This is a genomic window from Lujinxingia sediminis (assembly GCF_004005565.1).
GTDB classification, from domain to species: Bacteria; Myxococcota_A; Bradymonadia; order Bradymonadales; family Bradymonadaceae; genus Lujinxingia; species Lujinxingia sediminis.
Map to the genome: position 1 here is coordinate 51,703 of NZ_SADD01000002.1, position 14,516 is coordinate 66,218.

Below are 14,516 nucleotides of genomic sequence, written 5' to 3' on the forward strand. Positions count from 1 at the left end.
CATCATCGGGCTCCTGCCAGCGATGCCTCCTCTCCTCGGGCCGGAGGGGCCTGTCACTCGCTGGCACCCCCCGCCCCACAAAAAAGCGGGCCCCGAAGGGGCCCGCGCACAGCTCAACGAACTAGCTCAACTCACCCTCTCGGGCCGCTCAATCCTGAGCGAGGCCATGCGGCCAGGCGACGGGCCCCGGCGCCGCGTCGCTCTCGCGCCCCAGGCGGCCGTCTACCACCTGTCCCCAGCACCACGCTTCGCCCACCTGCGTGAGCGCACAGGAGTGCATCTCACCGGTGCCTATCCACGCAAAATCATCGCTCTGATTCACGGCCGAAGGGGAAGCCGCGTCCCCTGTCCTTCCATCTCCAAGCTGACGATCGGAGTTACTCCCCCAACATTGACCTCGGCCCTCTGCATCCACACCACAACTATGTCGTACGCCAGCGGATACCTGCGAATACTCCGCACCGCCGTCCACCAACGCCGGGCTGCGCTCGTGGTAGTGCGCATCATGGTCCGTCACTTCGGTTCCCAGGCGCCCATAAGACCCTGCTCCCCAGCAGTACGCCCGCACGGCACTCCCGGTCTGCACAATCGCACAGGTATGCTCCCCACCTGCGGAGATCTGCAGAAAACTCCAGGAAGATAACGCGTCCACCTCCGTCGGACTCGTCCCGATTGCCTCATCGGCCCCATTGCCCAACCTCCCCGAATCTCCCCGGCCCCAGCAATACGCCTTGCCCTGCGTGCTGATCCCGCAGACATGCTCCCCGCCCGCGCTCACCTGCTCCCAGCTCAGCCCACCGCCCACCAGTAAGGGCGTCGTCACCTCTGACGCATGGCTCTCCACCCCCAGGCGCTCCCCCGTGTTATGCCCCCAGCAGAAGAGATTCGTCCCCCGACGCCCGCAGCTATGCTGCCCGCCGGCGCTCACTTCGGCCCAGTCCGTCGCGCTTCCCACACGCTGCGGAGAGGTGACGCTGCCATACGCATCACTTCCATTCCCCACCCGACCATATTCTTGCTGCCCCCAGCACCACAGGCTCCCATCGACCTGAATCCCGCAGGTATGCTCTCTGCCGGCGCTGACCTCCTCCCACGCCCCCCCCACACGCTGCGCCTGAGACTCCGAGCCCCCGCTTGCCCCCTGCCCCAGCTGGCCCGCGCTGTTGCTTCCCCAGCACCACAGGCTCTGGTCGTCGAGGATCCCGCAGCTGTGAGCACCGCCCACGCTGAGCTGCGTCCAGACCGGGTCGACCATCGCGTAGCTTCGCACCTCCTCCCGACAGTACGACTCGCCAGCCACCTCCACGCACCCCTGCGCCTTCAGGCGACTCTCCACCGCGCTGAGCTCCAGCGCGGCGCCCTGCTCGCAGCTCTCCACCGCCACGCAGCTCTCGGTGCCGTCCACCACCGCGCAGAACTCGCAGCTCAATACGCAATCCTCTCGATCGCACGCACCACGCACCAGGCCCAGGTCCCGGTAGTAACGCTCCCCACTCAGGGGTGCCTCCAGACTCACCCCGAAATCGCGCACTCGCACAAAGGACGTGCTCTCCTCCACGCGCTCCTCTCCCAACGACGCGCGCACCACCACCTGATGCTCGCCCTCCCCCACCTCCAGCTCAAAACGCCCGTCGGGGCAGGCCACAAAGGCCCCGTCGTTATGCGAGCACTCCGTCACGCACTCGGCCGGCCCGCACTCAAAGCGCACTTCTTCCGAGGTCGTCTCCCCGGCAAATACCGACGCCTCTCCCCCGCTCTCCGGGGTGGCGGTGAGCGTCAGCGAAAGCTCCCCGGTGTCGGTGTCAGACACCTCACCAGCATCAGGACCGCTCTGCTGCCCCCCCGGCTCATCCCCACTGCACGCGCACACCCCCACCACCAACGCCACCCACCATGCTTTTCGCATCATCGCCCTCCACTCAACGCGGCTTCAGAAAAGCCGCCCCCGTCTCATGCAGACGCTTATCATCTGCCACCTTATTCGAACGCGATGTACCTTACCTGACTCGCCCCCCTCGCCACCACCCCCCCCGGGAAAGCGTGCCCCTGTCGCCCTCCGGGCCGCACTCAGCCCTTCCCCTCCCGCATCGCCCGAATCTTCTCCCGATCGGCCTTCTTGAGCCCCGCCACCACCCGCTCGTACGAGTGCTCAATGAGCTCGCGCATCAGCTCCGGGCGCACGTCCTGCCCCAGCATCACCGTGTTCCAGTGACGCTTATTCATGTGGTAGCCGGGCAGCACCGCCTCATAGCGCGCGCGCAGCTCAATGGCCCGCTCCGGCTCACACTTGAGGTTCACGCTGGCCGGCTCTTTCTGCACGTTCATCAGCAAAAAGATCTTATCCATCACGCGCATCACCAGCGTGTGCTCATCAAAAGGAAAATCCTCGCTGACCTCGGGTAACGCCATCGCCACATCGCGCACCTGCCAGATATCCATGCTCTCCTCCTTCGTTTCGACACGGGGGCGAATGCTCGCTTAGCAATGCCCCCCTGAGACATAAAAAACGCCCGCAGCAGCTTTGCTGCGGCGAGCGTCTCATCGTTTCATATCATGGCATACGGGGCGTCAGCTTAGGGCGAGCCCGGAGCGGCGTCGCTCGGAGCACCGCCGGGGGCAGGCCCACCGGGCATTCCACCACCGGGCATTCCTCCCGGAGGCATCATCGCCACCTCCTGACAGGTCTTCTGGCCTTCTTCCCCCATGCAGGTGGTGCGCTCATCGGCGCACTCATAATCAAAGGAGCACGCATCACCGGCGGCAACCTTGCCCTCAAACATCGTTTGACAGGGCTTGTAATGCGCCTCCAAGATCGGCCCGGCCTGCATCATCATCGCCTGCAAGCGCTGCATATCGGGCTCATCGCCCATCGGCCGGTATTCTCCGCAGGCCTCCGACTGGGTGCCCAGCTGCCCCATGCACTTGCCGGCCTGCGCCGCATCAAACGCCACACGACCGGCTTTCACCGATGCCGCCAGCGACTCCCCATCCAGGCCGGTCTCTTTGGTCACGATCTCAAAGAGCTCCACGCAATCTTCCCGACGGGGCATCGGCAGGTTGGCCTCTTCAATGCGCCCCATGAGCGCGCGGAACTCCTCCAGGGCCTCCGGGCTCTGCGAGGCCATGCTCATCCCCGCCATAAAGAAGGTGCCCGCCACCGCGCTCTTCAGCTCCATATTGCCGCAGGAGTCATACGCCAGGCATAACGACTCGACGAACTTCGGGCGAAACTCCTCCACACTCACCGGCACCGCCGGATCGTGGCCCCCTTCAAGGCGCTCCCCGGCAGCTTTGAGATTTTCGGGGCGCTCGGGCGGGAGCACGGCCGATTCTCCGGCGGCCTCCTCCTTGTCCCCGGCGGCCTCCTCGCCAGCCGCCTCTTCGCCAGCAGGCTCACTGCTTTCTTCAGCGGTCTCGTCGGTCGCAATCTCCGCCTTTTTACAGGCCACCGACCCCAGCGCCAGCATTCCCACCACCAGCCACTTCATCCCTCGCATATCTCTCCTTAAATCGAACTTTTGGGTGCACTGCGGCTCTGCCCGCTGGAGCAAAAGCCTGTCATGATCGAACGCGGGCTGCGCGTATGGGCGGCACCCTAACACGCTGGCCGCCACGCTCTCAATCCGCGGCGCTCTCAATCAGCGCCGCTCTCCCCGCGCGGACCTGCTCATGGATCTGCTCCCACACACGCGCATCCCCACTGCGTGCACTGAGGTGGCGCACCCAGCGGACAGGCGCACATACTGCCGCAATCCTCGTTGATGTTGCAGGTTCGATCTGCAGTGCCCGTCACGCACAGCGGCCGACACTGGCCATCCATCGCACACGCCGGCCTCAACCCCTCACAGACAAGACGCGGACACACACCCCCGCAACCATCCGCAACGTCGGCGCGACATGAGCGTTGCGCGTCGCTGCAATTCGGCGAGCAGCATTGCCCCTGGTAGCACGTGTAGGTCGCATCATCGGTGCCTGCGCTGGTGCACGACTGCGGATCGGGCGTACGCTGACACGTCCGCCTCTCCTGCTCCCTCTCCGAGGACACCGGCTCACACGCCCCGCCACTGGTGCAACGCGCGACCGTGCGCGTGCGCACCTGCGTACCCTCCATCGCACAGCTATCGTGTCCCGACACCGGCTCACAGGGACCCCACGCCGACCACTGCGCCCTCTCGCATACTTCCCCCGGCCGCGGCGCCGAATCCACGACGCACTCCTCCTGGCTCGTGCTCGCTACCTCCTGACAAGCGCCCTCAGAACATTGCGGCTGATACGTCGTCACGGAGCGGATTCCCTGCGTGCCGCAGACCTGCCCCGCCTGGAGAAGGCACGTCCCGAGCTCCACGCGTTCCTGCCCGCAGCTGACGCCCTCGGTGTCACTCTCGCACGCCGCATCATCTTCCCGCCGTACTTCGTTCTCCGAGAATCGCGCCACACAGCGCCCCTGTCCGCCATCATCGCGCGCACAGGTCAGCTCCCCGACCTGATAGATTCCCACCCCGCGCGGGGCACACACATCCACATCGGCGCGCTCGCAACGCAAAAACTCCACAACCTCGCCGCCCAGGCAATCGTCCACGCGCGCGCATAACTCGCCGGCTTCGCACCCCTGGCAGCTTCCGCCGCAGTCCACGTCACTCTCATCCCCATCATGCTGCCCGTTGTCGCAATGCTCCAACACGCAGCCTTCATCACCTGGCACGCAGCTATCCGGATCATCTGCATCGGGCTCCACATCGGTGTCTCCACCGTCGGCCTCGCCACCATCCCCCTCACCAACCTCCTCAAGCCCCGAATCCACCGCCACGTCGGCCCCCACATCCAGATTCCCCGGGCCAAAGACCACCGCGTCGGGATCCTCCAGACACCCGGTCAGCAGCATCACCGCCATCGCGCCCGTAACGATCAGCCGATCTCGGATCGACCTCTTCTTGTTCTTACGTTGTTCGCAAGCCATCAATCACTCTCGCAGATGCACACCAGGCCTTTGCTCGCCGGCCTCATGGATAGGTTTTTTAAGGTTCGTAACCCAATGTTACTACGCCCTCTGCCGAAGTTGAAGACCATGGATGCGAAAGAGAGCGAAGCGCGAGCAAGTCGCACTCTGGAAGCGGACGCTCAGGCACCGTCGAGGCTTCGCCACGCCCTCTGCGCTGCTCTCGCTCCCGCCAGCCCGCATAGCGCTCACGCTGGCTCAGGGCGTCATCACGCAAGGCCCCATCTCTGCGAAAAAGCGGGTAACTTCGACACGCCATCGCCTGACTTTCGTGAACCGCTATGCTAGGAGCATCGCCAGCGATCCTCGCCACCCCACTTCTGGAGCTCCCCCATGTCCCCTCGCCACCTCCTGATGGCTCTCGCCACGACTTCGCTCGCTGCCTGCTCCTCCCCCTCAGCCACCCCGCAGGACGCCGGCGACTCGACCGACGCGCCCACCTACCAGGACGACGCCGACGCCACCCCCGAGCCCGACGCCGACGCTGACGCCACCCCGCAGCCCTCCAGCCTGCGGGTGGCCTCTTTTAACACCTCCCTCTTTGGCACAGCGGCCGGCGACCTCATCGACACCCTCTCCAACCCCGATGACGCGCACCCGCAAAAGATCGCCAACGTCATCCAGCTGGTCCGCCCCGACGTCATCCTCCTCAACGAGTTTGACTTCGATGAGGAACACGAGGCTATCGACCTCTTCGCCTCAAACTTCCTGGAGGTGGCCCAGGCCTCCGACGGCGAAGCCATCTCCTACCCCTACCGCTACCAGTTCTCCTCCAATACCGGCATCGCCTCGGGCTTCGACCTCAACGGAGACGAGGAGATCGGAGAGACCGTCGGCACTCAGGCCTATGGCAACGACGCCTTCGGCTTCGGCATCTTCCCCGGCCAGTACGCCTTCGCCGTCCTCTCCAAATACCCCATTGATGTCGAAGGCATGCGCACCTTCCAGAACTTTTTGTGGAAAGACATGCCGGAGAACCGCATCCCCGAGGGCTTCTTCAGCCCGGAGGCCCTTGAGGTGCTGCGCCTCTCCTCCAAAAACCACGTCGATCTTCCCATCGACGTCGACGGTCAAACGCTCCACCTTCTGGCCAGCCACCCCACTCCGCCGGCGTTTGATGGCGCCGAGGGCCGCAACAAACGCCGTAACGCCGATGAGATTCGTTTCTGGCACGACTACATCCGCCCCTCGGCCTCCGACTACATCTACGACGACGCCGGCCAGATCGGCGGGCTCGAAGATGGCGCGCATTTTGTAATCGTCGGTGACCTCAACGACGACCCGATCGACGGCAACGGTCTGGACGGAGCCGACCTTCTTGTGGCCGACGCACGTGTGATCGACCCGCTGCCCGAGAGCACCGGCGCCATCGCCTCCGGCAACGCCCGCGAAGGTGCCAACCTCGAGCACCAGGCCGACCACCGCTACGATACCGCCCGCTTCAACCCCAACGTCGGCAACCTGCGCCTGGACTACGCCCTGCCCTCGGCCACCCTTGAGGTGACCGGTCAGGGGGTCTTCTGGCCCGCCTCCACCGAAGCGTACTTTGAGCTGATTCAAGTCAGCGACCACCACCTGGTCTGGGTCGACGTCGCCTTACCTCAAAGCGACGACTAAGACTCCGCTCGCGCTCAGCGCACCTGTGGCCCTTTGATGGGCCACAGGTCACTTCGATCACCGATTCGTTGATGGCCTTCTGGGCTTTTGCTAGGGATGAAGCTGCCCGCCGCGCCTGTGCGCGTCGCTCCCCCGGAGCCTCCCATGAACCTCCCCCACTTCCTCACGACTCCTTCTCCGCTGCGCCTGGCCCTGGCCCTCGTGTTGGCCCTGCTGACGCTTGGCGCCTGCTCCAGCGATGACGCCAGCTACGGCTTCGACGTCTGCGAGCCGAGCTGCCCGCGCGGCTACTACGTGGTGACCGACTGCCAGGACCACGATGAGTGCGAGCATATCGAGACCTGCGACGGCAGCGTGTTGGCTTGCGTTCCCATCCTGGGCTCCGCTGACACCGGCGATTTCAATGAGCCCGATGCCGACTCCGACGTCTGTGAAGAACCTCCCCGCTGCCCCACAGGCTCCGAAGAGGTCGAGACCTGCCCCACCGATCGCTTCTGCACCCGCGTGACCGTCTGTGGCACAAGCGCACTCTGCCTCGACCCCCTGGCGGTCTGCGAAGAAGCACCGAGCTGTCCGCAGGGCTGGGTCAACGATACCAGCTGCGACGACTTCGACCCGACCTGCGCCGAGCTGCGCCACTGCGACGAAACCTTCCGCTGCCGCCGCTGCGACAACCTCCCCTCAAGCTGTGACGAAGGTTTTGAGCCCGTCGACCCCGACGCCTGCGACCCGGAAGCCGGCTGCGAACAGGTGCTGACCTGCCAGGGCTACATCAGCTGCGCCCCCCTCCCCGACGCATGCACCGAGGAGCCGGTCTGCCCCGAAGACTTCGAGCCCGTTGAGGCCTGCACCACCGATCGCCCCGACTGCCAGCTCATCGAGATCTGCGATCAGGAGCTGGCCTGCGCCCCCATCGCCGATCCATGTGAGGAGCCTCCCACCTGCCCCGATGCCTACATCCAGGTCGAGGGCTGCGACGAGGACCTTCTCCCGGGCTGTCAGACCCTGGAGATCTGCGACGTCTCACTGACGTGCGCCCCCCCCGACGCCTGCGAGCTGGCCGCCTGCCCCGAGGGTACGAGCGAAGTCCCCGAGGAGCGCTGCGCCGCAGAGCCCTGCACCTCCGTCGATGATTGCTATGGCACCGTCGTCTACTGCGTGCGCGGCTGAGATCCCCGGCTCATCACTCTCACCACTCCCCGGGGGGAGCGGCCGCAGCCGGCACAGGCACCGCGCTAACAGAGCCCTGCTCCTGCATCGCAGCAGGTGCCGAGATGCCCGCCACCTTGCCCCTTACCGCGCGGTAGATCGTGATCGCCCCGGCCACCTGCAGGGACATACCAAAGATCATCATCATCAACTTCACCCCATAAAGTCCCAACCCCCACCCGGCTTTCACCGCGACGTTGTCGACAAACATCGTCGATCCGGCGACGTACAGCGTCAGAAACCTCGAGCCGAACCACATCAACGTGGACGCGCCAAAGATCAGCGCGCCCAGCGCAATCGCAGCGATGGGATGGCGCATCGCCAGACGAAGATTCTCCTTTAGCGCTTCGATGGGCCCGAGCCCTTCCACCATCATAAAATACACATAAGGCAAGAGCAGCCCCCCGAGCGCCACTGCGGGAAGCGCCAATATGACCCCGCTCACCGCCATCAGCGCACCCCAGGTCATGCTGCCCAGAGATACGTTCCACCACCAGCGTCTCACCGGCAGACGAAGCGCTTCAGCGGCGTGCACCTTCTCATAGGCCTTACGATGCGCCAGCGTGTAGCCCCAGAACAAAAGGGGCGGCACAAACGACCACGCCAGAAAACTCAACACCGCGTGGGCCACGCTCCAAAACGTAAAAACCACCGCCACAATCAGCGCGACAGCACGCACACTCACCCGCCAGACGCCGAAATACTCCCGTATCCACACGTTCATCATCACAATCAACCCCGAACTTTTGTAGAAGAGGCTCCTGCCTCCCCGGGTCATTTCGATGGCGTCGCGCCACTACGATACGACCTTCGCGCCGCCCCCTCATATGCGCCCTTCGGGCGCCCTCTACGGCCTACGTCCCCTGCTTCCCATCCTTCGCCGGCGGCTCCTCCCAGCACATCCCGACGTCCTGAGACGTGAATCCAGACGATTCTCAAACACATCTCTCCCACCTGGCGAGCCCCCTCCTCAGCCCTTGCCTCCCCCCCGGCAATCACTCACCCGCGTGACGGCAGCCCCGCTCCCTCTTCCCTGCGTCCGACAGCCTCCATCGCATCGATCGACTTCCCGCGCAGCACCCGGTACGCGGTCAAGCTCACCGCCATATGCACCGAATACATAAACAACACCATCCCCAGATACCCCAGCGCACCCAGCAAAAAGAGCGCGCCGGAAACCACCCTATCTTCGCTCTCTACCCCCATGAAAAACGCGAACACGAGCGGAATTGCCCCCGCCACCGAAATCGCCAGCGATACTCCAAAGGACACCCCCCAAAAGGCAAACACTTCCAGCAGACGATCCCCGACGAGGCGCATGTTGATCTGCAATGCCTCAATCGGCCCCTCACCCTCGCCAATGATGAAGTAGAGGTAGGGCATCAGGAGCGCCAACACCGCCAACGCCGGAAGTACGAAAACACTACCGACCATGTAGAGCCCCATCCACACCACGACCCCGAGCACCGTACGCCCGAACCAGGGCAGGCCCACAGACTCCGCAGCGTGTTCAGGATAGAGCTCGCAATAGGTCACCCGATGGAGATACGCCCACCAGCCCAGACTGGCGATCGCGAGCGGAAGGAACGCCACCACCGCCGCGAGTGGTGCCAGCACATAAAGCCAACACCACATCGCCGACACCACCACCATCGGCACGATATGCAACGCCACCGTGCCCCGGCTCTGACGCCAGACATAAAAGAAGTCACGCTTCCATTCACCGAGATTCATTCTACGCTCCGAAAAGATTCACTCATCATCCTGCTCCGAGCCCCGCCCGACCGGACCCGCCACGACCGATCCGCGATGCTACCAGCGCATCAGGATCGCTTACCAATACGGTCCCTCATCGGCCCGACGTACCTTCGGAAAGCCCGGAGTGGGCTTCGTCGAAGTCGCCTCCTCGTCATCATCAAACACGCTCTCGCCGGCCAGCCCGCCCCGCTCCACCTCAAAGGGCGCGTCATCCTCGACGCCTTCGCGATCCCCATCAAGATCATCCGCCGGCGACGCAGACGGCTCGGTCGGAGCCGCCTCCACAAGTGCAGCGGGCACGTTGCCCACCGGTTCCCCGGTCTGCTCGTCTTCGCCAGCCTCCCCGGCCGCCACGCTGGATCGCGGCGCATCTGTCCTCGCCAGATCAGCCCCAGACTCACCAGCTCTTCCCCCATGCACGGCCGCGCTTGCAGGCGTACGCTCCACCAGGAAGCGATACGTCGCCACGGAGGCAATCACCGGAAGGGGCGCCAGAAAGAACGCCCCGATACCGCTCACCACCCCTACGATCGCCATCAGGCTCCCCACCTCCAGCGCACTCCCAAGTCCCAGCGTCGCGGTCACCGCCGCGACCACACCCAGCAGAGTCGTTCCGAATACAAACGCCGCGTAGTACACCAACCAGTACACCACGAGCGCCACCCAGCGCCCCTGCGCAAGCTCAATATTACGACGTAGCGCCTCGATGGGCCCCTTCTTCTCGGCCATCACAATGACCACGTAAGGCAGCAGCACCCCACAGGCCACCACCCCCGGAAGCACCAGCATCCCCGCTGCGCCGAGCATCAACCCGCAAAAAACCACCCCCAGCACCACGTCGTCCCAGCGCTCAAACGCCTCCTGCAACGCGTCACCAAACGAGGTCGATGTGTCTGCCTCCGCATTGCGAACGCAGAGCAGATGCGCCGCTCCTGCAAGCCACGCGATCACCGGCAAGGACACCGCCCAGAACGCAGCCAGCGCCAGCGGTGACCCCACACGCTGCACGAGCAACCCCGGCACCATAAAGCCAACCGCGCAGCCCAGAATCACAAGCCCGAGATCGATAAAGCTGACTTTCCAGACCCGCTGAAACTCCCTGATCCAACGCCCTAACTCCATACGTCCTCCCGGCATAAGACTCGCCACCCCCGCGAAGTCGTCTTCACGTTGGTCCGTTCCGAATCACGCTATGAATCCATAGGGGCTGAGAGTAGCGACCCGCGCAAACTTCCTCAAGCACACACACCCTTACCTCGCACAAGCCCCCTTCCTCTTTGCACCACCATCAAAAAAGCCGGCCTTCCCTGACGGGAAAACCGGCTCTCACGACAAAACCCCACACCTTCATCTCAAGTGCATCTGCCCCTCAAAACTCCCAACCCGAGCGCACTCAAAACAAAAGTAAGCTGTGGCAACGCTACTTCGAATCCCAGACGACACAGCCAGCGTCCTCCTGATGCGCTCGCCACCCAACCCGAGCGCACTCAGGGCGGCGAATGGCAAGGAGGCTGGGGTGAAGCTGTGGCAGCGCTACTGCGAATCCCAGACGACGCAGCCAGCGTCCTCCTGATGCGCTCGCCACCCCGCAAAACTCCCAACCCGAGCGCACTCAGGGCGAAGTCCAGCAAGGAGCAAGGAGGACGCTGTGGCAGCGCCACCGCGACGACGAAGCGACACCGCTGGCTTCGTCCTGATGCGCTCGGCACCCAACCCGAGCGCACTCAGGGCGAAGTCCAGCAAGGAGCAAGGAGGAAGCTGTGGCAGCGCCACCGCGACGACGAAACGACACCGCTGGCTTCGTCCTGATGCGCTCGGCACAGGTTATTCGGTGATTTTGCCTTCCTTAGCAAAGGCAATCTTCATGCGCTCACGCTTGAGCGCCAGGCGGTGCTGCTCGAAGATATCCTCGGGCACCATCTCATTCTTGGAGCGCTCCTCCAGCTCGACCATCTTCGTTTCGTAGCGTTCCAGGTCGCGGCGAGCACGCTCAATGTCGATGTCACTGACACCACTGCACCCTTCGGTGAGCACGGTGACACGATCGTTGAACACCTCAACATAGCCCTGCTCCACCAGGAAATGACGCGTCTTGCCTTCCTGGGTCACGATCATCTCGCCCACACCCAGCACCGAGAGGATGGGGAGGTGGCCCGGCAGAATGTTCATCTGCCCCAGCAGACCCGGCAGAACCACGTCATTGACAGGCTCGCTGAAGACCGCCTTCTCGGGGGTCACAACTTCCAAATGCAGCGTATCGGCCATCTCTTCGTCCCTTTAAACTGCACGATGAGGGCCGTCCCCACATCAGGTGCGGGTGGCCCTCATCGTGCCAAACTCGACGCCGGGCCCCCTTCGGGGCCCGGCAAAAACGCGATTACACTTCCGCAGCCAGACGCTCAGCTGCCTCGCGGGCATCGTCAAGCGTACCCACCAGGTAGAAGGCCTGCTCGGGAAGGTCATCGACCTCACCGTTCACAAGCGCCTTGAACCCGGCGATGGTGTCTTCGAGCTTAACGTACTTGCCCTTCATGCCGGTGAACTGTTCGGCGACGTGGAAGGGCTGCGAGAGGAAGCGCTGGATCTTACGGGCGCGCGCCACGACCAGCTTATCTTCCTCGGCCAGCTCGTCCATGCCGAGAATGGCGATGATGTCCTGAAGCTCTTTGTAGCGCTGAAGCACCGACTGCACGTCACGAGCGACCTGGTAGTGCTCCTCGCCCACGATCTCCGGGGTGAGGATCTGGCTCGAGGAGTCAAGCGGGTCAACCGCCGGGTAAATACCCAGCGAGGCCAGCTGACGCGAAAGAACCGTGGTCGCATCAAGGTGAGCAAACGCGGTCGCAGGAGCCGGGTCCGTAAGGTCATCGGCGGGAACGTAGACGGCCTGAACCGAGGTAATCGAGCCCTTGGTCGTCGAGGTAATACGCTCCTGCAACGCACCCATCTCCGTGGCCAGCGTCGGCTGGTAACCGACCGCAGACGGAATACGACCCAGAAGCGCGGAAACCTCCGAGCCGGCCTGGGTGAAGCGGAAGATGTTGTCGATGAAGAGCAGCACGTCCTGCCCTTCACTGTCGCGGAAGTACTCGGCGATGGTCAGCGCGGAGAGCGCCACGCGAGCACGCGCTCCGGGGGGCTCGTTCATCTGACCGAACACCAGCGCAACCTTGGACTCCTCCCAGGTGCCGTTGGCGCCCATGATCCCCGACTCCATCATCTCGAAGTAGAGGTCGTTCCCTTCACGGGTACGCTCACCGACGCCGCCGAAGACCGAGAAACCACCGTGGGCAAGCGCCACGTTGTTGATCAGTTCCTGAATCAGAACCGTCTTACCAACGCCGGCACCGCCGAAGAGACCGACCTTACCACCGCGGGAGTAGGGAGCGAGCAGGTCAACGACCTTAATGCCCGTCTCAAACATCTCGCTGGCCGTCGACTGCTCCTCGAACTTCGGAGCCGGGCGGTGAATCGGAAGCGTCTGAGTCGCCTCCAGCGCCACGATCTCTTTGACGTTGCTCTTGGAGACGGTCACGTCCGTGATGTCATGCACGTGCTTAAGGTCACGCACCTTCACCGTGTACGAGGTATCGCCTTCCTCGGAGATGATCCCGCGAACGACTTTGCCGTCGTTCAGACGCAGCACGCTGATGTCGTCGACGGGCTTACCGGCCACGTTGAGGATACGACCGAGCACCTCACGGCCGACCGGCACGTTGATGGGCGCGCCGGTGTTCTTGACCTTCATCCCGCGCACCAGACCGTCGGTCGAGCTCATCGCGATGGTACGCACCACGCCCTCACCCAGGTGCAGCGCAACTTCCAGCACCAGGTTGTCCGCCTCATCGGAGAGGCCCGGGTTGGTCACCAGCAGTGCCGACAACAGATCGGGCACCGCGTTGGTGGCGAAGGCCACGTCCACAACCGGACCAAGGACCTGCTTGATGGACCCAAGTTTTGTGGCCTGCTGGCCCGCTTCTGTGTTCACCGGTTCTGCCGCCATATCGAAACTCCTGAAATTCGGATTGCTTAAAAAGGGTAAGGCCTTGACGACCTGTTTTAGCTGTTGAGCGATTCGGAACCGCTGACGATCTCGACGATCTCTTTGGTGATGTAGGCCTGACGCGCGCGGTTGTACTGCAGCGTCAACGACGCGATCATATCGGTGGCGTTGTTGGTAGCATTATCCATCGCCGTCATTCGCGAGGCCTGCTCGCTGGCCTCACTCTCCAGCAGCGCCTGAAGCACCTGCACCTCGATATGCCCGGGAAGTAGACGCCCGAGAAGCGTGTCGACGTCAGGCTCATAGATATAATCGGCGCTGGCCTGAACCTCCTCGGCCTGCTCGTCGTTGGTCGCGAAGGGGAGCAGCGGATGCACCGTCTGCTCGACCGCAATCGCCGAGACAAAGCGGTTATAGCAGATGTAGACCGCCTCGTAGTCGCCCTGGAGGTACTCGTTCATCGCCTCCTGCGCGATGCGCTTGGCCTGGGCATAGTCGATCGCCCCAATCACATCGTCGTAGCTGCGCATTACCGGGTAGCCGCTGCGCCCGAAATGACTCGCCGCCTTGCGACCCACGGTCACCACATCGACCTTCTCGCCAGCGGTGACCAGCTCTTTGAGGAAGCGGTCGACACGACGAAAGAGGTTGGTGTTAAAGCCACCGCACAACCCGCGGTTACTGCTGACCACGATCACCAGCGCCTTCTCCCGCAGCTCGCGCCTGGCGAGCAGGGGGTGCGACTCCGGATCCACGCGCGAGGCCAGGCTATCGATCACCTCCCCCATCTTAACCGCATAGGGGCGGGAGGCCTCCATACGCTCCTGCGCACGGCGCAGCTTGGCGGCGGCGACCATCTTCATCGCCCGCGTGATCTTCTGGGTGTTCTTGACCGACCCGATCCGCTTGCGGATGTCCTTGAGATTTGGCATG

The 14,516-nt window shown here is 63.7% G+C and carries 12 protein-coding genes; 2 read left to right on the plus strand and 10 right to left on the minus strand.

The window, feature by feature from the left end:
- Window positions 1–148: 148 nt before the first annotated feature.
- The 4 genes from EA187_RS06055 to EA187_RS06070 form a co-directional block, all read right to left on the minus strand.
- Entirely contained in the window at window positions 149–1,906 is a 1,758-nt protein-coding gene (locus EA187_RS06055; RefSeq protein WP_164856051.1) for an RCC1 domain-containing protein, read from the minus strand.
- Window positions 1,907–2,067: 161 nt separating this feature from the next.
- Window positions 2,068–2,439, minus strand: coding sequence for an MmcQ/YjbR family DNA-binding protein (locus tag EA187_RS06060; protein ID WP_115606774.1), 372 nt, complete (start codon window positions 2,437–2,439; stop codon window positions 2,068–2,070).
- 134 nt (window positions 2,440–2,573) lie between these two features.
- Window positions 2,574–3,497, minus strand: a complete 924-nt coding sequence (locus tag EA187_RS06065) for a hypothetical protein (protein ID WP_127779543.1) — start codon at window positions 3,495–3,497, stop codon at window positions 2,574–2,576.
- 170 nt (window positions 3,498–3,667) lie between these two features.
- Entirely contained in the window at window positions 3,668–4,957 is a 1,290-nt protein-coding gene (locus tag EA187_RS06070; RefSeq protein ID WP_127779544.1) for a hypothetical protein, read from the minus strand.
- Between the two features lie 372 nt (window positions 4,958–5,329).
- Between EA187_RS06070 and EA187_RS06075 the strand changes: the two genes are divergently transcribed.
- Window positions 5,330–6,613, plus strand: coding sequence for an endonuclease/exonuclease/phosphatase family protein (locus EA187_RS06075; protein ID WP_127779545.1), 1,284 nt, complete (start codon window positions 5,330–5,332; stop codon window positions 6,611–6,613).
- Between the two features lie 144 nt (window positions 6,614–6,757).
- Window positions 6,758–7,783, plus strand: a complete 1,026-nt coding sequence (locus EA187_RS06080; RefSeq protein WP_127779547.1) for a hypothetical protein — start codon at window positions 6,758–6,760, stop codon at window positions 7,781–7,783.
- Between the two features lie 19 nt (window positions 7,784–7,802).
- On the opposite strand, the gene EA187_RS06085 is transcribed toward EA187_RS06080, so the two are convergent.
- The 6 genes from EA187_RS06085 to atpG all read right to left on the minus strand — a co-directional run bounded on the left by EA187_RS06085 (window position 7,803) and on the right by atpG (window position 14,515).
- Entirely contained in the window at window positions 7,803–8,546 is a 744-nt protein-coding gene (locus tag EA187_RS06085; protein ID WP_127779549.1) for a hypothetical protein, read from the minus strand.
- A gap of 275 nt (window positions 8,547–8,821) precedes the next feature.
- Window positions 8,822–9,556, minus strand: coding sequence for a hypothetical protein (locus EA187_RS06090; RefSeq protein WP_127779551.1), 735 nt, complete (start codon window positions 9,554–9,556; stop codon window positions 8,822–8,824).
- A 99-nt stretch (window positions 9,557–9,655) separates the two neighbouring features.
- Window positions 9,656–10,702, minus strand: a complete 1,047-nt coding sequence (locus EA187_RS06095) for a hypothetical protein (protein WP_127779553.1) — start codon at window positions 10,700–10,702, stop codon at window positions 9,656–9,658.
- A 702-nt stretch (window positions 10,703–11,404) separates the two neighbouring features.
- Window positions 11,405–11,845, minus strand: coding sequence for an ATP synthase F1 subunit epsilon (atpC, locus tag EA187_RS06100; RefSeq protein WP_115606759.1), 441 nt, complete (start codon window positions 11,843–11,845; stop codon window positions 11,405–11,407).
- Window positions 11,846–11,957: 112 nt separating this feature from the next.
- The gene (gene atpD, locus EA187_RS06105) at window positions 11,958–13,583 is read right to left on the minus strand and encodes a F0F1 ATP synthase subunit beta (protein ID WP_241250178.1); all 1,626 of its coding nucleotides are present in this window, start codon (window positions 13,581–13,583) and stop codon (window positions 11,958–11,960) included.
- Between the two features lie 56 nt (window positions 13,584–13,639).
- On the minus strand, window positions 13,640–14,515 hold the full coding sequence (gene atpG / locus EA187_RS06115) for an ATP synthase F1 subunit gamma (protein ID WP_127779555.1): 876 nt from the start codon (window positions 14,513–14,515) through the stop codon (window positions 13,640–13,642).
- Between the last annotated feature and the right edge of the window lies 1 nt (window position 14,516).